This window comes from Rhizobium hidalgonense (assembly GCF_002914525.1).
GTDB classification, from domain to species: Bacteria; Pseudomonadota; Alphaproteobacteria; order Rhizobiales; family Rhizobiaceae; genus Rhizobium; species Rhizobium hidalgonense.
On sequence record NZ_LODW01000059.1, the window covers coordinates 101436 to 120952 of the forward strand.

Sequence of the window (19517 nt, forward strand, 5' to 3'; positions counted from 1 at the left end):
ATTAGCTAGTCCTGAATACCGGACGCACTCCCCGCCTTGAGCTTGACCTCGATGACCGGGACGACGACCTTGGGGCGGCGCACCGGCAGGACGAATGTCAGCTCGTCCTCGCCGACGGGGAACTGGGTGTTTGCCCATAGCGTATTCGCCGACGGTCGCAGCCAGGTGACCTCGCTGGCATCATGCAGGAATTGCGCATATTCGATTTTGCCCGCCAGCGCATCGAAATGCAGATGTTTGTAGGGCCAGTTGAAGAGGTGGATATAGAGGCGGTCGCCGTTCTGGGTCAGGCGGCAATCGGGTGGGGCGGTGAAATCGGACTGGGTGCAGCCGACGATGCTGCGCTCGTGCAGCGCCATCCAGTCCTCATAGGCTGAAAGCGCCGATATGGCGCGGTGGTCGAGCGTGCCACGCGCCGTCGGGCCGACATTCATCAGCAGATTGCCGCCTATGGCAACGGTGCCGACCAGCATCTGCACCAGTTGCTCCGTGCTTTTCCAGGTATCCTCGTCGCGGTGATAGCCCCAGGAACCGCTCAGCGTCTGGCAGGCTTCCCAGACGACGCGCCTGCCGTCGCGTTTCGGCCAGGCGCGCGGCATATATTGTTCTGGCGTGACGATATCGGGCTGCAGGCCGGCAAGGTCGAGCCGGTTGTTGATGATGATATCGGGGGCAAGCTCGCGAACCAGGCGCACGAGCTTCTCGCTTTCCCAATCCTGGTGGCCCTTTCCCACAAGTTCACCGAGCTTCCACTGCGGATAGCTAAAGTCGAACCACATGATGTCGATCTGTCCGAACTCGGTCAGCGGTTCACGCACCTGCTCGCGCATGAAGGCTGCATATCGCTGCATGTCCCGGCCTTCGTTGATCTTCGAGGCATCCGGATGATTGCGCTGCGGGTGGCGCGGATCGACCGTGAAGTCGGGATGGTGCCAGTCGATCAGCGAATAATAGAATCCGATCCTCAGGCCCTCCGCCCGGAAGGCGTCGACAAAAGGCCGCAGCAGATCCTTTCTGTAAGGCGTGTTGGTCACCTTGAAACCGGTGGCCTTGGTATCCCAGAGGCAGAAGCCTTCATGGTGCTTGGTGGTCAGCACCACATATTTCATGCCCGCCGCCTTGGCGCGTCTCGCCCATTCGCGGGGGTCGTAGAGGTCGGGATCGAAGTGATCGAAATATTTCTGGTAGTCGGCGTCATCAAGTTCCTCGCGGCTTTTGACCCATTCGTGGCGCGCCGGCAGGGCATAAAGGCCCCAATGCACGAACATGCCGAACCGGTCATGGACGAACCAGGACTTTTTCTCCTCGGGCAGGGCCAGTGACTGCAGATTGCCGGCATCCATCGGATATTCCTCCTGTTGGTCTTGGAGTCAGGTCGTTTCGCGGATGATGAGTTCGGGCACGATGATGATGCCGTGCTGACGGTTCTTGGTGGCGATGCGGCTGAGCAGCAGCCGCACGGCCTCCTCTCCCATTTCGCGTTTCTGCACCCTGAGCGTGGTGAGCGCCGGAGACAGCAGTTCCGCGGTCGGGATGTCGTCGAAGCCGATCAGGGCGATCTGCTCGGGGATCGAAATGCCGGCGGCCCGGCAGGCCTTCATGGCGCCGATCGCATTGAGGTCGTTGTAGCAGACGAGGGCGTCGATGCCGGGCGTTTCCGCCAGCAATTCGGCCGCCGCCGTCTGTCCGCCCGCGGCCGTCGGATCGCAATAGACGATGCCGTGCGCCTTGAGCCCATGGGCCGCCAGAGTCTTGCGAATGCCGACAAGGCGGCTCTTGCCGCCGAACGAGCTGCGCGGCCCAGCAATGACTGCGATTTTGCGGCGGCCGCGCTCGACCAGATGGTCGACGGCCCGCGAGGCGCCCGTCTCGTAATCCGTGACGATGGTTCCGGCGATCTCGTTCGGAGCCTCGCGGTTGATAAGCACGACGGCGCGATGCGGTGCCAGCGCTTTGTGAAGTGCTGCATCGGGCAGTCGCGCGCTGCAGACGATGATGCCGTCGACCCGATGCCTGAGCAGCGTCTCGATCAGTTCCTCTTCCCGCTTGCTGCTTTCGACGACATTGGAGAGAAGCAGGTTGTAGCCGGCGGCGCTCGCCGCATCCTCGGCGCCCCGGATGACCTCGGGAAAGAACGGGTTGGTGATGTCGGGAACGAGTAGGCCGATGGTCTTCGATCGATCGGACCGCAGCCCGCGCGCAAAGGGATTGGGCCGGTAATTAAGCTCGTTCGCCGCTGAGAGAATGCGTTGACTGGTTTCGGCGCTGGCGCCGCCCCGGCCGTTGAGGACGCGCGATACCGTCATCGGCGAAACGCCGGCGGCGTGGGCGACGTCGGCGATGGTGATTTTGGAATCTGGTTCTTTGGAGCTGCTCAAGGGCTGTCTCTGAGAGGGCGATATTTACGATAACGATAACTAACATAGTTTCGGCGAAAGCCAAGCTTTGGCGGGTCTGAATTGGTCAATACGAATTTTTTTTGACAAGATGCAACGATAACGTTAACGTTCGGAGTTGAGGAGAATACGTTAACGATAACCTAGACGAGATCATTGGGAGGAAACAATGCAACACGTCAGAATCCTACGACGGCAGGTAGTTTCGACCGTTGCCGGTGCGATCCTCATCGGTTCCACTTGGGCCGGCGCCGCTCTCGGCTTTCAAGAAGCGCCGGAGCTCAAGGCGCTCGTCGATGCCGGGAAGCTGCCGCCTGTCGAAAAGCGGGTGCCCAGGGAACCTCTGGTCCTGACGCCGCTGGAATCGGTCGGTACCTATGGCGGCACCTGGCGCACGGCGACCTTCGGCGGCGGCGACAGCGAGATCGAGCGTTCGATCGGTTATACCAGGCTGGTCCGCTGGAACCCGGAATGGACCGAGGTCATCCCAGACATCGCCAAGAGCGTCGAGGTCAATGACAACGCCACCGAATATACGTTCACCCTGCGGGAAGGCACGCGCTGGTCGGACGGTGAGCCCTTTACCGCCGACGATCTGGTGTGGTGGAACGAGAATGTGCTGCGCAACACGAAGATCACGCCTGCCGCACCCGACTGGCTGACCGCAGGCGGGGAGCCGGTCAAGGTCGAAAAGCTTGCCGGCGACAAGGTCGTCTTCAAGTTCGCCGCGCCGAACGGCCTGTTCCTGATGAATATGGCGACCGTGCGCGGCTCCGACATCCTGGCGGCCGCACCGGCGCACTACCTCAAGCAATTCCACAAGGATTTCAACCCCGACGGCGTCGACGCCCTGGTCAAGGCAGCCGGCGCAACCGACTGGGTCCAGCTCTTCAACAACAAGATCGGCTTTCCCGGCCGCTGGCGCGATCTCGGCCGGCCGACGCTCGATGCCTGGGTGCTGACCGCGCCCTATAACGGCACCACACAAGTCGTCGCCGAACGCAATCCCTATTATGCCAAGGTCGATACCGCAGGAAACCAGCTGCCTTACTTCGATCGCATCACCATCGACGTGATGCAGGATACGCAGGCGATCATCCTGAAGGCGATCAGCGGCGAAATCGACATGCAGAACCGCTTCATCGAGACGACGGACGCCCGCACGGTGATCGTGCAGAACCAGCAAAAGGCCGGTTACGGGCTGTTCATCGCCCGGCCGGCATGGTCGAACGCTCTGCTGATCACCCTGAACCAGACCCACAAGAATCCGGCGCTCCGCGCTGTCTTCTCCAACAAGGATTTTCGCATCGGCCTCAGCTACGCGATCAACCGCGAGGAGCTCAACCAGCTGATCTATGCCGGACAGGCCAAGCCCTATCAGGCAGCTCCGCGCGAAGGCACGGCCCTCTACGATGAGAAGATGGCGACGCAATATCTGGAATATAATGTCGACCTTGCCAATCAGTATCTCGACAAGGCGGGCATCACCAAACGTGACGCCGAAGGCTATCGTCTCGGTCAGGACGGCAAGCGGATCACCTTTGCGATCGATGCGCTGACCGGAAGCCCGATCCAGGTCGACGCGCTGGAGATGATCCAGCGCTATTGGCGGGCCGTCGGCATCGACATGCAGCCCCGCCCGGCCGAACGGTCGCTGATCTTCTCCCGCCTGCAGAACAATGAGAATGACGGCCTCGGATGGGTTGGCGGCGGCGGCTACGACTTCCTCGGCCTGCTCGATCCCAAATGGTATTTCCCGCACGAATATGAGTCGAGCTTCGCCACGGCCTGGGGCCTTTACTACCAGAATCCCAAGGATCCGAACGCTGAGGAGCCGAGCCCGGCCGCCAAGAAGCAGATGGAGCTTTACCGGCAGGTGCAGGAAGCCCCGACGCTGGAAAAGCAGCTCGCCGCCATGAAGGAATTGCTGGCGATCACCCGTGACGAATTCTACGTCATCGGCACGAACCTGGAGCCGGATCGCGTCGGCATCGTCAAGATTAATATGCACAACGTGCCGAAGGTCATTCCGAGCACCTCGTTCTACATGACGCCGGGACCGGCAAAGCCGGAGACCTTCTACTACCAGCAGTAAGGGTAGACGATCGGCCGGAATGGCGTCCGCGGTCGCCATTCCGACACCAGCCCAGTCCCAATCATCCAGTCCGATCGGCGGTCGCTGGTCGAAGGAGCTTGAACATGGCCGGCTTCATCATCAGACGTCTGCTTTATATGATCCCGATGATGTTCGCGATCTCGGTCGTGACCTTCGTCATCATCCAATTGCCGCCGGGGGACTTCCTGACTGCGATGACCGCGCGCCTGGCCTCGCAGAACGAAACGATCGATCCCGGCGTCATCGCTAGCCTGCGCGAACGTTATGGCCTCGATCAGCCCTGGGCGGTGCAATACTGGAAATGGATCAGCGGCATCCTGCTGCGCGGCGATTTCGGCCAGTCCCTCGACTGGAATAAGCCGGTCAGCGAGCTGATCTGGGCGCGCATGGGCCTGACCATGGTGGTCTCGGTCACCACGCTGCTCTTCGTCTGGGCGGTGGCCTTTCCGATCGGCATTTATTCGGCGGTGCGGCAATATTCGGTGGGCGATTACTTCGCCACCTTCTTCGGCTTTCTCGGCCTCGCCATCCCAAACTTCCTGCTGGCGCTGGTGCTGATGTATGTCTCGGCACAGTATTTCGGCCAAAGTGTCGGCGGCCTGTTCTCGCCCACCTATATCAATGCGGTCTGGAGCTGGGCCAAATTCGGCGACCTGATTTCGCACATGTGGATCCCGGTCGTCGTGCTCGGCACCGGCGCCACGGCAGCGCTGATCCGCATCATGCGCGCCAATCTCCTGGATGAACTCTACAAGCCCTATGTCGATATGGCCCGCGCCCGGGGCCTGAGCGAAATCCGGCTGCTGCTGAAATATCCGGTGCGGGTGGCGCTCAATCCCTTCGTCTCCACTGTCGGCTGGGTGCTGCCGCACCTCGTCTCGGGTTCGGTGGTGGTTTCCATCGTCCTCAGCCTGCCGATCACCGGGCCGCTTCTGCTCAATGCCTTGTTTGCCCAGGACATGTATCTGGCCGGCACCTTCATCCTGCTGATGAGCATGCTGACGCTGATCGGCACGCTGATCTCCGACCTGCTGCTCGCCTGGCTCGATCCCCGCATCCGCAACGGCTGAAGGAGACAGAAATGACCGATCAAGCCATCGCGCTATCTCCTGAACCGATCAGAAATACTGCCGCCGTCGCAGGGCAGTGGAAGCTCATCTGGTGGCGCTTCTGCCGCCACCGGCTGGCGCTGGCGGCAGGCGTTGTCATCTTCCTGATCTACATGGTCGCCCTCTTTGCCGAGGTTCTCGCCCCGGTTTCGTCGCAGGCCTATGATTCCCGTTACACCTATGCGCCGCCCCAGCAGCTGCGGTTTGCCGGCTACGACGCGGCGGGGCAATTTCATCCGCTCTATGTCAACGGCTATTCGATGAAGATCGACCCGATTGCGCTCAGCCGCAATTACGTGGCCGATCCGGCCGTCGTCATTCCCGTCGGCTTCTTCGTCAAAGGCGAACCCTATCGGCTCTGGGGACTGTTCGATCTCGACCGGCATCTGATCGGCCCGAACGAGGCAGGCAAGCCGTTCTACCTGTTCGGCGCCGACCGGCTCGGTCGCGATGTCTTCAGTCGGACGGTGCATGGCACCCGCGTTTCGATGTCGGTCGGCCTGATCGGGGTGGCGATCAGCCTGATCCTCGGCATTATCCTCGGCGGCATCTCCGGCCTCTACGGCGGTTGGGTCGACGATGTCATCCAGCGCTGCATCGAGCTCATCAACTCGATCCCGACCATTCCGCTGTGGATGGGTCTTGCGGCCGCCGTTCCGATCAGCGCCGATCCGATCCTGGTCTATCTCTGGATCACGGTCATCCTGTCGTTGATCGGCTGGACCGATCTCGCGCGGGTGGTGCGCGGACGTTTCCTGTCGCTGAAGACGGAAGATTTCGTCATCGCCGCCCATCTCGACGGCTGCTCGCGGATGCGCATCATCTGGCGGCATATGGTGCCGTCCTTCATGAGCCACATCATCGCCTCGGTGACGCTTGCCATCCCGACGATGATTCTCGCCGAAACCGCGCTCTCCTTCCTCGGCATCGGCCTGCGTCCGCCTGTGGTGAGCTGGGGCGTGCTGCTTCAGGAAGCGCAGAACATTCTGGCGGTCTCGAGCGCCCCCTGGCTGTTCCTTCCCGGCCTTGCGGTGATCGTCACCGTGCTCGCCCTCAATTTCCTCGGTGATGGATTACGCGATGCTGCAGATCCCTATGAATACTGATAGAAATTTCGCTGCCGCCGGCGGCCGGCGCGCCGATCGCGACCCGCTAATCGAGGTCGACGACCTCAGGACCCATTTCTTCGGCAGGGCGGGCACGGTGAGGGCGGTCGACGGCGTCTCCTTTTCCATCCCGCGCGGCAAGACGGTCTGCGTCGTCGGCGAATCCGGCTCCGGCAAGAGCATCACTGGCCGCTCGATCCTCAACCAGGTTCCGCGCGGTGGGCGGATCGTCTCGGGCGCGATCCGCTACCGGCCCGATCCGGCAGCCCCCGCCATCGATCTCGCCTCACTCGATCCGCGCGGCCGCGACATGCGGGCGATCCGCGGCGCCCAGATCGGGCTGATCAGCCAGGAGCCGATGGCTGCCCTTTCGCCCGTCCATACGATCGGCAATCAGATGGTCGAGGTGATCCGCCTGCACCTCAAGATGGGACGCAAGGAGGCGCGCGAACATGCCATCGAGACGCTTGCCCTGGTCGGCATCCCCCGTCCGGCTGAGCGCATGGAAAGTTACGCGTTCCAGTTTTCCGGCGGCATGCGTCAGCGCGTCTGTATCGCGCTTGCGCTCGCCTGCCGCCCCAAACTCCTGATCGCCGACGAGCCGACCACCGCGCTCGATGTGACCACCCAGGCCAATATTCTCGATCTGCTCGCCTCGCTGCAGGCCGAATTCGGGCTCTCGGTGCTGTTCGTCACCCATGATCTCGGCGTCGTCGCCGAGATCGCCGACGAGGTTGTCGTCATGTATGTCGGCCGGGTGGTGGAGGCGGGCGATGTCGACACGATCTTCCATGCACCTGTTCATCCCTACACCAAAGCGCTGCTGCAATCGGTGCCGCGCATGCATGGCCAGCCGACCGAACGGCTGGCGATCATTGACGGCATGGTACCGTCGCGTTTCCACAGGCCCGAGGGCTGCAGCTTTCATCCCCGATGCAAACAGGCGAGGGCGGGCCTGTGCGACCAACGGGATCCGCAATCCGTCGCCATCGGCGAAGGGCACGTCGCCAGCTGTCTGCTTTATGAGGGAGGACGATGATGGCCGATCCCATGACACAACCAAGTCCGCTGCTCGAACTCAACGATCTCAGGATGCATTTCCCCATTCGCAAGGGCGCGTTCCGGCGGGTGGTCGGGCATGTCAAAGCAGTCGACGGCGTCTCGCTTCGCGTCGAAGACGGCGAGACGCTCGGCATCGTCGGGGAGTCCGGCTGCGGCAAGTCCACACTGGCCCGCACCGTGCTGCGCATCTACCAGCCGACCAGCGGAGAAATCCGCTATCGCGACCGCAGCGGCGGCACGGTCGATCTCGCTACTTTGTCCGGTCCGGCGTTGGACGAAATCCATCGCGACCTGCGCATCGTCTTTCAGGATCCGCAATCCTCGCTCAATCCGCGCCTTCCCGTCATCGACATCATCGGCGAGGTGCTGAGCGTCAACGGCATCGCCAAGGGCCGGGAACTCGAACACCGGGTTGCCGAGCTGATGCAGAGCGTCGGCCTGCGGCCCGAATATATGCGCCGCTATCCCCATGCTTTCTCCGGCGGTGAACGCCAGCGCATCGGCATTGCCCGGGCGCTTGCATCCAATCCGCGTCTGGTGATCGCCGATGAGGCCGTCTCCGCGCTCGACGTCAGCGTGCAGGCGCAAACCATCAATCTCCTGCAGGACCTGCAGGAACAGTTCGGCCTGACCTATCTCTTCGTCGCCCACGACCTCTCGGTCGTCCGGCATATCTCCGACAATATCGCCGTCATGTATGTCGGCCGCGTCGTCGAAAAGGCGCCGACCGAGCAGATTTTTTCGCGTCCGCTCCATCCCTATACCGAAGCGCTGCTGTCGGCTGTGCCGATCGCCGATCCGAGGCTGCGCCGTCACGGCCGGCGCATCCGGCTGGGAGGCGAAGTCGCCGACCCTGCCCATCCGCCTCCCGGCTGCGCCTTTCATCCGCGCTGTCGCTACGCCACCGAGCTGTGCAGGCAGGAGGTGCCAGGCTTGCGCACCGTCACCGCCGATGGACATGCGGTGGCCTGCCATCATGCCGAATCCCTGACCCTCAATCCTTTCGCCGATCGTACCGTTCCGGAGTTCAATTGATGCCCGAATTCATTCCACGCTCCGAGCAGCGTCCCATTGTGGATACCTCCTCCAGGACGCTCGATCTCATCTACTTCGACCTCGTCACGCTTCCGGCCGATGGCCGGGACACGCGGCGGCTGCCTCTGCACGAAAGCCTCTACGTCGTGCTGTCGGGGCAGGTGGATATCGAGGTGGACGAGATCAGCTTCGAAGCTGTGGGCCGGCGAGCCGATATCTGGGGAGGCGATGCGGATTCGGTTTACGCGCCCGTCGACGCCAATGTCCGGATATCGGCCCGTGGCGGCCCGGCGGAAATCGCCATCGCCGGCGGCCTCTGCGAGACCCGTTACGCCCCGTTCCGGATCTCGCCCGACGAGGTCGACGCCGTCAATGTCGGTTCGCCCGACACGCATAGCCAGCGGCGGATCGTCCACCTGCTCGGGCAACGCCAGAACGGCCGCTGCGGCAATCTGCTGGTGAGTGAACTCTATGCCGGTGAGGGCTGCTGGTCGGGCTATCCTCCCCACAAGCACGACACCGAAGACGGCGATGCCGAGACCCTGCATGAGGAGCTCTATCACTACCGTTTCCAGCCAGAGACCGGCTTCGGCAGCCAGATCACCTATGACGACAATGGTCCGGTCAAGATCCTCATGACCCGCAACGGCGACACTGTCCTGGTCGACCGGGGTTACCATCCGACCGTCACCTCGCCTGGGCATCGTGGCTATATCTTCACCATCCTTGTCGGCAAGCATCGCCGGGGGCTGATCCAGCGCTTCGATCCCGCCCATCAGCATCTGACCAAAACCATCCCCGGCATCGATGCGATGCGCGACAAGTTCAAATAATCCGGTGCGCCCCGGCGTACTGCCAAACTTCCGCCCACGGAGATATCAGCGATGCGTGACCGTACGCGAATAAACGTCGATGCCAGCCAAGCGCTGCGTCCGTTCAACCGGTTCTGGCGCGGCACCGGCTTTTCGCCGGCCGAGCTGCTGCTCGAACCCGAGATGCGCCAGATGCTCGCCTATATCGGCGGCCTGCCGAACGAGGGCATCCGGTATTTGCGCGTCCACTACCTCTACAATCTGCTGCGCGCCATCGGCGGCGAAGACAAGGTCGTCTATGACTGGTCCCTGCTAGATCGCGCGCTCGACGTGATGATCGAACACCGCCTGAAGCCGTTCTTCGAGCTGATGGGCAATCCGTCGGGCATGTTCACCGACTATGAGGACATGGATCAGGTCAAGCGCTGGCGGGATCTCGTGACTGCAACGGCCGACCGCTATGGCGCGCGCTACGGTATGGGCGAACTGCGCACATGGTATTTCGAGACGACCAACGAGGCCGACTCCGGCTGGTGGACCTACGGGATCAAGAGCTATACCAACTATTACGACGCCTGCGTCGCCGGCCTCGACGCCATCGATCCCGGCCTGCCCATGGGCGGGCCCGGCACCGCCCGCACGCTCTCGCCGATCTTTCGCGCCCTGATGGCCCATTGCGACAGTGGCACGAGCTGCCTGACCGGCGACGGCCCGCCGCGCATCGACTACATCTCGATCCACGAAAAGGGCGTCAACGGCAGCAAGGAAGACCTGACGCCGAAAACCAACGCCATCGTCGACCGCACGCTTCTCGTCGTCGACTATCTCAAGGAGCACCACCCGCGGCTTGCGGGCCTGCCGATCGTCAACGACGAATGCGATCCACAGCTCGGCTGGAGCGATCATCACAGCTGGCACGGCAAGGCCTACTACGCCGGGATCATCGCCCGCATCATCGAGCAGCACGACCGGCGCATCATTGCCCCGAAAGCGGCGGATTTCACCTTCCTCAGCAATGACCACGCCTTTATCGGCGGCTGGGGCCAGCGCACGATCTTTGCCTATTTCGGTCCGCGCAATTTCACCAAGGCGCAGTGGGAGCACAAGACCGATTTGGGCACGCTGGTCACCGATGTCGATGCCGCCCCGCCGTTCGATCTCATCAAGAAGCCCGGCCTGACGTCGATGGAATTGCTGGCAACGCTTGGCGACACTGTCTGCAAAGTGACGGCCGAACCCCCGCTGGCTCCCGACCAGGATGGCCTGGCAATCCTGCCGACACGGCTGCCGGGCGGCGGTGTTTCCATCAGCCTCATCCACAGCGTCGACGCCATCAATCGGTCGGGCCGCACCGCCGTTCGTCTTGAAGTGGACGGCTTGGTCCCTGGCCGCCACGCGCTTTGCCTGCTGCGCATCGACGAGGAATTCACCAATCCGATGGAGGTGTGGGAGGCCCAACGCGACCAAAGCAATCCCCGCGGGCTCTTCGAGCCGGTCGGCGCGCCGCCTCAGCCTGATGAAGCGCAGTTTGCCGAACTGCGCCGCGCGCAGGAACCCGCCTTGCTGCATCCGATCAGCATCGTCGATTGCGAGGAGGGCCGGATCAGTGTCGACATCGATGTGCCGCTGCCGTCGCTGACGCAAGTGATTGTCGTTCCCGACAGCGGCGCGCCGCCGGCCGCACCCACCGGTCTCGTCGTCGAGCGTTACCTTGGTCTCGGCGGCCGGGAAGAGCGCATGCTGTTCTGGGCGGCGGGTGATAACAGCCCCGCCATCTTCTATGATGTTCTGGCCTGCACCGATGGCCAGACCTTTGAAAAGGTCAGCTCCGTGCCGCTGATCTCGACGGCATTTCTGCACATGTCGGCGCCGGAGGGGGCGCGATACGCGGTGCGGGCCCGCGATGCGTTCGGCCGCCGCAGCGAGCTTTGCCTTTCCAGTCGATGAGCAGGGAAATCATGAATATCGCCTATTTCACCAAGTCCCTGGAGGGCCTGCCGCTGGAGAAGGCGGCGGAGATCACGGCGGGCTTGGGGTTCGACTGTGCCGATCTTCTCGTTCGCGACGGCCAGGCCGTTACCCCGGAGAGGCCGGAGGAAATCGTCAAGGCCGCAAAGCTCTTTGCCGCAGGCGGCCTGCGCGTCCCGATGGCGACCATCGACGCCATCCGGCCCGACGATGCTGCGTCCCGGCTGCTCGGCTTTTGCGGCGAGGCCGGCATCGGCCAGGTCCGGCTCGGCTTCTGGCGTTATGATCCGTCCCAGCGCTGGAAGGTTCAGGTCGATGAAGCCAGGCGTGACCTCGATGGTTTTGAGCGCCTCGCCGAACGGTTCGCCGTCAAGCTGACGATCCAGCTTCACGGCGGGACGCTTCACAGCTCGGGCGCTCTGGCGATGCACTTGCTGGCTGGGCGCGATCCCGTCAGGATCGGCGCCTATCCCGATCCGGCCAACCAGGTCATTCGCGAGGGGACCGAGGACTGGCGTCTGACCCTCGACCTTCTCGATCCGTGGTTCTGCTGCATGGGCGTCAAGAACAGCGGCTGGTTTCCCGGCGTCTATGGGGCAGAGGGCCAGCGTACCTGGCATTCGGATTGGTATGGGCTCGACGACGGCATGGTGCCCTGGAACGAAATCATTCCGCATCTGGTCGCCACGGCTTTGCCGGGGTGCTCTCGATGCATTCCCAATACCGGGTCCCCCGGGAACAGGCGCTCGACAAGATCCGCGCCGATCTCACCCATCTCAGGCGCCTGGTCGCCGCAGCGAAAGAGCAAAATCTTGCGTGAACAAGCTCCCGTCATTGCCGTCCTTTTGACCGAAAAGACCCGCCGCATGATGTTGGACGATGCGGCGACCGCTGAGTTGAATGCCCTCGGCGAGGTACGCTGGCCGACCGGCGCCACAATCGATGCCGCCGATGCCGACCGGCTGCTGCAAGGCGCCACGGCCTGTCTGACCGGCTGGGGCACGCCACCCTTCGATCCCGCCGCGCGCCAACGCCATTCGCAACTTGCCCTCGTCGCGCATTCGGCCGGCAGCGTCCGCACGCTCGTTCCCGCCGGTCTGTTCGAAGACGGCCTTCGCGTCAGTCATGCCGCTTCGAAAATTGCAATTTCGGTTGCGAATTCGTCGTCGCCGAAGCATTGCTCGCCATGCGCGGCATTCATCGGTTGCATCAGCGATTGCGCAAGGGCGGCGAATGGCTCGACGTCCGCGCTGCAGTGCCGCAGAGATTGCTCGGCGCCAGAACGGTCGGCATCGTCGGCGCCGGCTATGTCGGACGGGCGGTTATGCGGCTGCTCCTTCCCTTCGGCTGCCGCGTGCTGGTCGTCGATCCCTATCTCAGCGACAGCGAGGCCGCAGCGCTCGGCGTCGTCAGAACAGGACTGGACGATGCACTCGCTGCGAGCGATGTGATTTCCTTGCATGCGCCCGTTCTGCCCGAAACGCGCCGGATGATTGGTGCCCGTGAATTGGCGTTGCTGAGCCCCGGCGCATTGTTCATCAACACCGCGCGCGCAGAGCTGGTCGATGAGACCGCCTTGCTCGCCGAGATCCGCTCCGGCCGTATCGAGGCGGCTCTCGATGTCTTCGACAACTAGCCGCTGCCGCCGGACAGTCCCTTCCGCGCCCCCGCACTCGTCAATGTCACCATTTCGCCGCATGCCGCCGGCCACACCGAGGAGGCGCATTTTGCCCAGGGGCAGGCCATGGTGGATGAGATAGGCCGGCTGCTGCGGCGAACCGCTCCAGCACGAAGTGTCGCGCGCCATGCTCGACCGGATGGCATGACATGGACAGAAGTAGGGGAGCTTCCGTGACGGCGCCGCGTGTCAGAATCGCCGAGATCGACGCTTTCGAGCGCGACATCAGGCTGCGCCTGCCGTTCCGCTTCGGCGCAGCAACTCTCGAAAAGGCGCCGCAGGCCTTCCTCAGGGTGCGCGTCGAGGATGAAGGGGGAAGGACGGCCATCGGCGCTGCCGCCGAAATGATGGTGCCGAAATGGTTCGACAAAAACCCGGCGCTGACGCCGGCACAGAATGTCGATCAATTGCGCGGTTCGATCCGCACCGCCGCCGCCGCCTCGCTCGAAGCCTCCGCGCCGACGACATTGTTTGCCGCCGCCCGCCTGAACGAGATGGAAACCCTGCGGCGCCTGCCCGGAAATCTATTGGCCGCCGGCTTCGGGCCTTCGCTCATTGCCCGCGCTGCGCTCGATGCCTATTGCCGCCTTGCCGGCATTTCCTTCTTCGATGCGGTGCGCGGCAATCTTGTCGGCATCGGCGGCCCGATGCTGCCCGACGATATCGGCGCGGACGAGGCTTCCGCCGTGCTCGCCGGCCTTCGCCCGGCCGGTTCGATATCGGCGCGCCATACGATCGGACTTGTCGACCCGATCACCGAAGGCGATATCGTCGATCCCATCGGCGATGGCCTGCCGCAAAGCCTTGAGGCAGTGAGCGCGCGCTATGGCAATCGCTGGTTCAAGATCAAGCTTTCGGGCGCGGTCGACGCCGATATCGACCGCCTGGCGCGGATCGCCGCCGTGCTGGACCGTCTGCCCGATTATCGGGTGACGGTCGATGGCAACGAACAGTTTGGTGCGGCCGAGCAGTTCGCCGCCTTGCTGGCACGGATCGATTCAACACCGCGGCTGGCGAGGCTGCGTGCGGCCATCGCCTTTGTCGAACAGCCGTTCTCGCGCGATATCACCATGCAAACGCCGCTCGGGGATCTGGCGGCGCGGTTGGCCTTCCTGATCGACGAGAGCGATGACGGCGACGATGCCTTCGCCCGCGCCCGGGGGCTCGGCTATACCGGCGTGTCCTCGAAAACCTGCAAGGGCGTTTACCGCTCGCTCATGAAGGCGATCCGCATCCGAACCGGACCGACGCCGGGGCTGTTCCTGTCGGGGGAGGACCTGACCTGCCAGGCCGGGCTCGCCGTGCAGCAGGATCTGGCGCTGGGTTCTCTGCTCGGCCTTTCCCATGTCGAGCGCAACGGCCATCACTATGTGGCCGGCATGCAGGGTGCGCCGCAGGCGGAGAAAGAACGCTTTGCCGCGGCCCATCCCGATCTCTACGCGTGGGGTGCCGACGGCCCGCTGCTGTCGATCCGCGAGGGTCGGATCGCGATCGGTTCGCTCGCCGCTGTCGGTTATGCCAGCGGCGTCTTGCCCGATTTTGAAGCGATGACGCCATTGTCATGACGCCCGGCAATGGTCGGAATTCTAATAGCTGTGCTGATATTAAGCGCGGTTAAAAGCGCGATGCCGCCAAAAGGAGCGAGGGCAACTGCAACCGGGGTGATGAGTGCCTGGACTACCGCTTTCAACAGGCAGGACGCGCAGGCGGCATGGGGCCGCCTGCGGGGGATATACGTCCCGCGGTCTCGTTCCGGGGGAGGGAATTCGACCGAAGAGGTTGCCGTGAAAGTCGCCAGGCGTTGCCCGCATCGGGTGCGGGAGCATCTGGCAGCTAGCCGAAAAGATCATCGCTGACCGTGCCCCCGTCTTGATTGCTCGGGCTGGAAGGCGATCGCTGCATGATCGTTGGAGGCATGCGGTTTATCCCCGGCGATTTCCTGGACCAGTCCGATCCGGCGCAGCAGCCGTTTGAGGATCTGTTCCAGATCGTCGACGAAGGTGAAGATGACGGGGATGACGATGAGGCTGAGCAGCGTCGACATCATCACGCCGCCGATCACCACGATCGCCATCGGCTGGCGGAAGCTCGAATCCCCGCCCATCAGGCTGAGTGCGGCCGGCAGCATGCCCGAGGCCATGGCGATGGTGGTCATGACGATCGGCCGTGCACGCTTGTGGCAGGCATCCACCAAGGCATCGAACCTGGCCATGCCACGCTGGCGCGACATGATCGCATATTCGATGAGCAGGATGGAGTTCTTGGTCACCACGCCCATCAGCATGAGCAGGCCGATGACGGCAGGCATGGAGAAGCTCGTTCCGGTCAGCACGAGCGGCACCAGTGCGCCGCCGAGCGAGAGCGGCAGAGCCATCAGCAGGGTGAGCGGCTGCAGGAAATCGTGGAAGAGCACGACGAGAACCGCGTAGATGCAGAACACGCCGATTGCCATTGCAAGGGCGAAGCTCTGGAACAGTTCCGAACTGCGCTGGAGTTCACCCTGTTCGACAAGGGTGACGCCCGGCGGCAGGTGCTGGAGCGCCGGCAGCGCTTGCGCCTCGCGGTTGACGTCGCCGAGGATACGGCCATTCAGTTCGACGGAAATGGTGACATTGCGCATCCGATCGATCCGATCGATTTGAGAGGGGCTGCCGCCGATCCGGATATCGGCAATCGATCCGAGATCGACGTTGCCGTGCGTTCCCGCCACCCGCATATTCCTGATGTCGTCGAGCTTGGTGCGTGACTCAGGGCTGAAGCGGACGACGATCGGAACCTGTCGCTGAGGGAGGTTGAGCTTCGGCAGATCGGAGGAATATTCCCCGTTCGTCGCCACGCGCACGGCGCTGGCAATGGCGCTCGACGTTACCCCGAGCGCTGCGCTGCGCGCAAAGTCGGGTGTGATCTGGATTTCCGGCGCCTGCCGGGCCGCCGTCGATGTCACCGCGCCGATGCCCTGCAGCGAGCGGAGCTGTTCCTCGAGCGCCGTGCTTGCGCTGTCGAGGAGGTTTGCATCGTCGCTCGCCAGCGTGAGCTCGAGCTTCGTGCCATTGCCGCCGCCACCGACCTCCACGCGCACGCCGGGGAGGGCGGAGAGCGCCTGCCGGATGTCGTTTTCGATTTCCGATTGTTTGCAGCTGCGCTCGTCGATTGGCGGCAGCACGGCGACGATCGTGGCGGATCCGACATCGCTCGTGGTGCTGGCATTGGGTCCGCCGCCCGAGGATACCGATCCGACGGCAGAGAAGACATGCGTCACGTCGGGAAGCTTGCTGACGATATCCGCGGCCTGCCTGCTCGTGGCGTCGGTCTGTTCGATGGTGGCGCCCGGCTGCATGGTGAGCGTGATCTGGGTTCGCGCGTCGTCGGAAGCGGGCAGGAAGCCCGATTTCAACAGGGGAATGGTCGAAAGCGAGAGCGCAACGACGATGGCAGTCATGGCCACGGTCGTCTTCCTGCGGTTCATGGCGGTCTTCACGATGGCGATATAGGCACGCATGATTCGGCCATCCTTCTGCTCGGTCGGATGGGCCTTCATGAAATAGGCGGCCATCATAGGCGTCAGCAGGCGCGCGACAACGAGCGAGGCGAGGACGGCGACGGCGGCGGTGATGCCGAACTGGCGAAATATAAGGCCCGGTATGCCGCTCATGAACGCCGTCGGCAGGAAGACGGAGACCAGCGTGAAGGTGGTTGCGATGACGGCAAGTCCGATCTCGTCGGCCGCTTCGAGGGCGGCATCGATCGGCCGCTTGCCCATCTGCAGGTGGCGGGCGATATTCTCGATTTCGACGATGGCATCGTCGACGAGGATGCCGACCACCAGCGACAGCGCGAGCAGCGTGACGATATTCAGGCTGAAATCGGCAAGGTACATCACAAGAAAGGTCGGTATGACAGACAAGGGCAGCGCCACGGCCGACAGGATCGTCGCCCGCCAGTCCCGGAGGAAAAGCCAGACGACGATGATCGCCAGGATCGCGCCTTCATACAGCATGTGCATTGAACCATCGTAGTTGCCGATGATCGGGCCGATCGTGCTGTAGGCCGCGTCGATCTGCACGTTGGAATGCTTGGCTGCGAACTGTTTGATCGCCTTGTCGATGTCATCAGCAACACCGCTGTCGGAAAATCCGTTCGAGCGCTTGATCTCGACCGCGATCACCGGCTTGCCGTCGAGATAGGCCATCGAGGACCGCTCGGCGAAGCTGTCGGTAATGGATGCGACGTCATCGAGGCGAACCTGCTGGCCGTTGGCCAGGGGGATTTTGAGCCCTTTCAGCGCCTCCACCGACGGCAGGGCGCCGAGTGTGCGCAAGGTCTGGCGGGCGCCACCGATTTCGCCAAGGCCGCCCGACGTATCCGTCTGCACGGCCTTCAGCTGCGACGATACGGTGGCCGCGGTGACCCCGAGCGACGCCATCGTGGCGGGATCGAGATCCACATGAACCTCGCGGTCGATCCCGCCGATGCGGTTGACTTGCCCGACGCCGGAGACCGAAAGCAGGGCCTTGGTGAGATCATTGTCGACAAACCAGGAAAGTTCTGTCTCGTTGAGCGCAGTCGAGCCGACGGCATAGGTGACCAGCGCCGAGTTTTGTACCGTGACCTTGGTGACACCAGGCGTCTCCATCTGCGCCGGCAGGTCGCCCTTGACGCTGTCAACGGCATTGCGGACTTCGTTCAGCGCCGCTTCGCTATTCTTTTCCAGCTTGAACGACACCTTGATCGAGACGGTACCGTCGGTGATCGTCGTGGTGATATGGTCGAGATAGGTGAGCGCGGCAAGACTATCCTCGATGGTGCGGGCGACCTCGGTTTCGAGCTGCGTCGGCGCCGCGCCGTCGAGCGTGGCGGTGACGTTGATCGTCGGAAGGTCCATATCGGGGAAGTTCTGGATCGGCAGCTGTTTGAAGGCCAGGAGCCCGCCGCCTGTCAGCATCACAAACAACAATATCGCCGGTACGGGGTTGCGGATCGACCAGGCTGAGAAGTTCATCAGTTTTTCTCCGCAATCTTCACGAGGTCGTTGTCAGACAGGAAGGCGCCACCCGAGATCACCACCGTCGACGAGCGATCTATTCCGGAGACGATTTCCACTTCGCCATTGTTGCGACGGCCGGTTTCCACCCGGACCCTTTGCACCCGTTGATCCTCGCCTGTAGTGAAGAGGTAGCTGATCCCATCGCGGAAGACGATCGCCGTTTCGGGAACGGTCAGCGCCGGGGAGGTCTGGAGCTCGATGTTGCCGGTCACGTAAAGTCCGGTGCGCGGACGCATGTCTGCGGGAAGCGCGACATAGACGATCGCCCGGCTGGTATCGGTGCTGACCGATGGACCGACGAGTCTCACCTTGCCTTCGATGACGGTGTCGTCCGCCCCGTCGATCCTGACGCTCAATCCTTCCGAAATGCGCGGGAGGTAGCGTGCTGAAACTTCAGCCTGCCATTCGATCCGCTGTTGGCGAACCATGCGGAACAGCTCGGTGCCGGCCGAGACGACGGCGCCGAGATCGGCAGAACGCGAGGTGATGAGACCGTCATCGACGGCGGTGATGGTCGTCTGCGCAAGCTTGATCTTTTCGCTGTCGAGTGCGGCCTCTTCGGATGCAAGACTTGCCGTTGCCGTCTGCTCGTCGGCCAGATATTCGACGATCTTCTCGTCGGAGAGCGCGCCTGAAGGTTGGAGCTGCCGCGCCCGGTCGGCGTTGGCTTTGGCCTTCGAAAGGCTCGCCTTGGCGGTCGCGACGGCTGCCTCCTGCTTGCGAAGATCGGCGAGCACGCTTTCCTGGGAAAGCCGGACGAGTGTCTGGCCCTCGGTGACCACGGAGCCGACATCGACCAGAACATCGGTTATGCGCAGGCCGCTGGTCTCGGAGGCGATGACGGCTTCCTGCCACGGCTTCAGCCATCCGCTCGCCGGAACGGTCTCCGGCCAGTCCCGCTGCGCCGGTGTCGTCAGCGAGACGGTGAGAGCGGGTGCGGCTTGTTCGGCCAGGGCATTGCGCAAGGGAAAGAAAAGCGCGGCTGTCACGAACGCGGCGACCCATAGCCTTGATGGTCTTCTCAACGATGCACTCCTTTGTGGTCAAGGGCATCGCTGCCTTTTCCCGATCCGGGATCAACTCGATGGTGGATTGCGGCTCATGCACGCCAATCCGATCCCGGCTCGCGTCGATGTCATGGCAGGATATGTAGCGGGGCGAACGTTAAGTGCGGTCAAGTTAGTGTTAAGT

The 19517-nt window shown here is 63.0% G+C and carries 11 protein-coding genes and 3 pseudogenes; 10 read left to right on the plus strand and 4 right to left on the minus strand.

Going from position 1 to position 19517, the window contains the following annotated elements; translation table 11 throughout:
- Positions 1 to 5: 5 nt before the first annotated feature.
- Together ATY29_RS17935 and ATY29_RS17940 are read right to left on the minus strand one after the other, a co-directional pair.
- A pseudogene (locus ATY29_RS17935) lies at positions 6 to 1349 on the minus strand (alpha-L-fucosidase); the annotation flags it as partial.
- A 21-nt stretch (positions 1350 to 1370) separates the two neighbouring features.
- On the minus strand, positions 1371 to 2378 hold the full coding sequence (locus tag ATY29_RS17940; protein WP_097532908.1) for a LacI family DNA-binding transcriptional regulator: 1008 nt from the start codon (positions 2376 to 2378) through the stop codon (positions 1371 to 1373).
- 187 nt (positions 2379 to 2565) lie between these two features.
- Between ATY29_RS17940 and ATY29_RS17945 the strand changes: the two genes are divergently transcribed.
- The 10 genes and pseudogenes from ATY29_RS17945 (at position 2566) to ATY29_RS17990 (ending at position 14847) form a co-directional block, all read left to right on the plus strand.
- Positions 2566 to 4491: an ABC transporter substrate-binding protein gene (locus ATY29_RS17945; RefSeq protein WP_003572419.1), complete on the plus strand. Its 1926-nt coding sequence runs from the start codon at positions 2566 to 2568 to the stop codon at positions 4489 to 4491.
- Positions 4492 to 4595: 104 nt separating this feature from the next.
- Positions 4596 to 5582, plus strand: a complete 987-nt coding sequence (locus ATY29_RS17950) for an ABC transporter permease (protein WP_097532909.1) — start codon at positions 4596 to 4598, stop codon at positions 5580 to 5582.
- An 11-nt stretch (positions 5583 to 5593) separates the two neighbouring features.
- Positions 5594 to 6727 carry an ABC transporter permease gene (locus ATY29_RS17955; RefSeq protein ID WP_003572416.1) on the plus strand — a complete coding sequence of 378 codons (1134 nt, stop codon included), beginning with the start codon at positions 5594 to 5596 and terminating at the stop codon, positions 6725 to 6727.
- Positions 6717 to 7766 (plus strand): ABC transporter ATP-binding protein, encoded by a 1050-nt coding sequence (locus tag ATY29_RS17960; protein ID WP_097532910.1) that lies wholly within the window; start codon positions 6717 to 6719, stop codon positions 7764 to 7766. The genes ATY29_RS17955 and ATY29_RS17960 overlap by 11 nt, the downstream gene beginning before the upstream one ends.
- Positions 7766 to 8824, plus strand: a complete 1059-nt coding sequence (locus tag ATY29_RS17965; RefSeq protein WP_025417811.1) for an ABC transporter ATP-binding protein — start codon at positions 7766 to 7768, stop codon at positions 8822 to 8824. Before ATY29_RS17960 ends, ATY29_RS17965 begins: the two co-directional genes overlap by 1 nt.
- The gene (locus tag ATY29_RS17970; protein ID WP_097532911.1) at positions 8824 to 9657 is read left to right on the plus strand and encodes a 5-deoxy-glucuronate isomerase; all 834 of its coding nucleotides are present in this window, start codon (positions 8824 to 8826) and stop codon (positions 9655 to 9657) included. Before ATY29_RS17965 ends, ATY29_RS17970 begins: the two co-directional genes overlap by 1 nt.
- Before the next feature lie 51 nt (positions 9658 to 9708).
- On the plus strand, positions 9709 to 11583 hold the full coding sequence (locus tag ATY29_RS17975) for a GH39 family glycosyl hydrolase (RefSeq protein ID WP_097532912.1): 1875 nt from the start codon (positions 9709 to 9711) through the stop codon (positions 11581 to 11583).
- Between the two features lie 11 nt (positions 11584 to 11594).
- Positions 11595 to 12424 (plus strand): annotated as a pseudogene (locus ATY29_RS17980) (sugar phosphate isomerase/epimerase family protein).
- A pseudogene (locus ATY29_RS17985) lies at positions 12417 to 13430 on the plus strand (hydroxyacid dehydrogenase). Before ATY29_RS17980 ends, ATY29_RS17985 begins: the two co-directional pseudogenes overlap by 8 nt.
- Before the next feature lies 1 nt (position 13431).
- On the plus strand, positions 13432 to 14847 hold the full coding sequence (locus ATY29_RS17990; protein ID WP_097532913.1) for an enolase-like domain-containing protein: 1416 nt from the start codon (positions 13432 to 13434) through the stop codon (positions 14845 to 14847).
- Between the two features lie 281 nt (positions 14848 to 15128).
- Here ATY29_RS17990 and ATY29_RS17995 read toward each other — a convergent pair whose 3' ends face one another.
- Both ATY29_RS17995 and ATY29_RS18000 read right to left on the minus strand, forming a co-directional pair.
- Positions 15129 to 18281, minus strand: coding sequence for an efflux RND transporter permease subunit (locus ATY29_RS17995; protein WP_097532914.1), 3153 nt, complete (start codon positions 18279 to 18281; stop codon positions 15129 to 15131).
- Positions 18281 to 19351 carry an efflux RND transporter periplasmic adaptor subunit gene (locus ATY29_RS18000; RefSeq protein ID WP_097532915.1) on the minus strand — a complete coding sequence of 357 codons (1071 nt, stop codon included), beginning with the start codon at positions 19349 to 19351 and terminating at the stop codon, positions 18281 to 18283. The genes ATY29_RS17995 and ATY29_RS18000 overlap by 1 nt, the downstream gene beginning before the upstream one ends.
- Between the last annotated feature and the right edge of the window lie 166 nt (positions 19352 to 19517).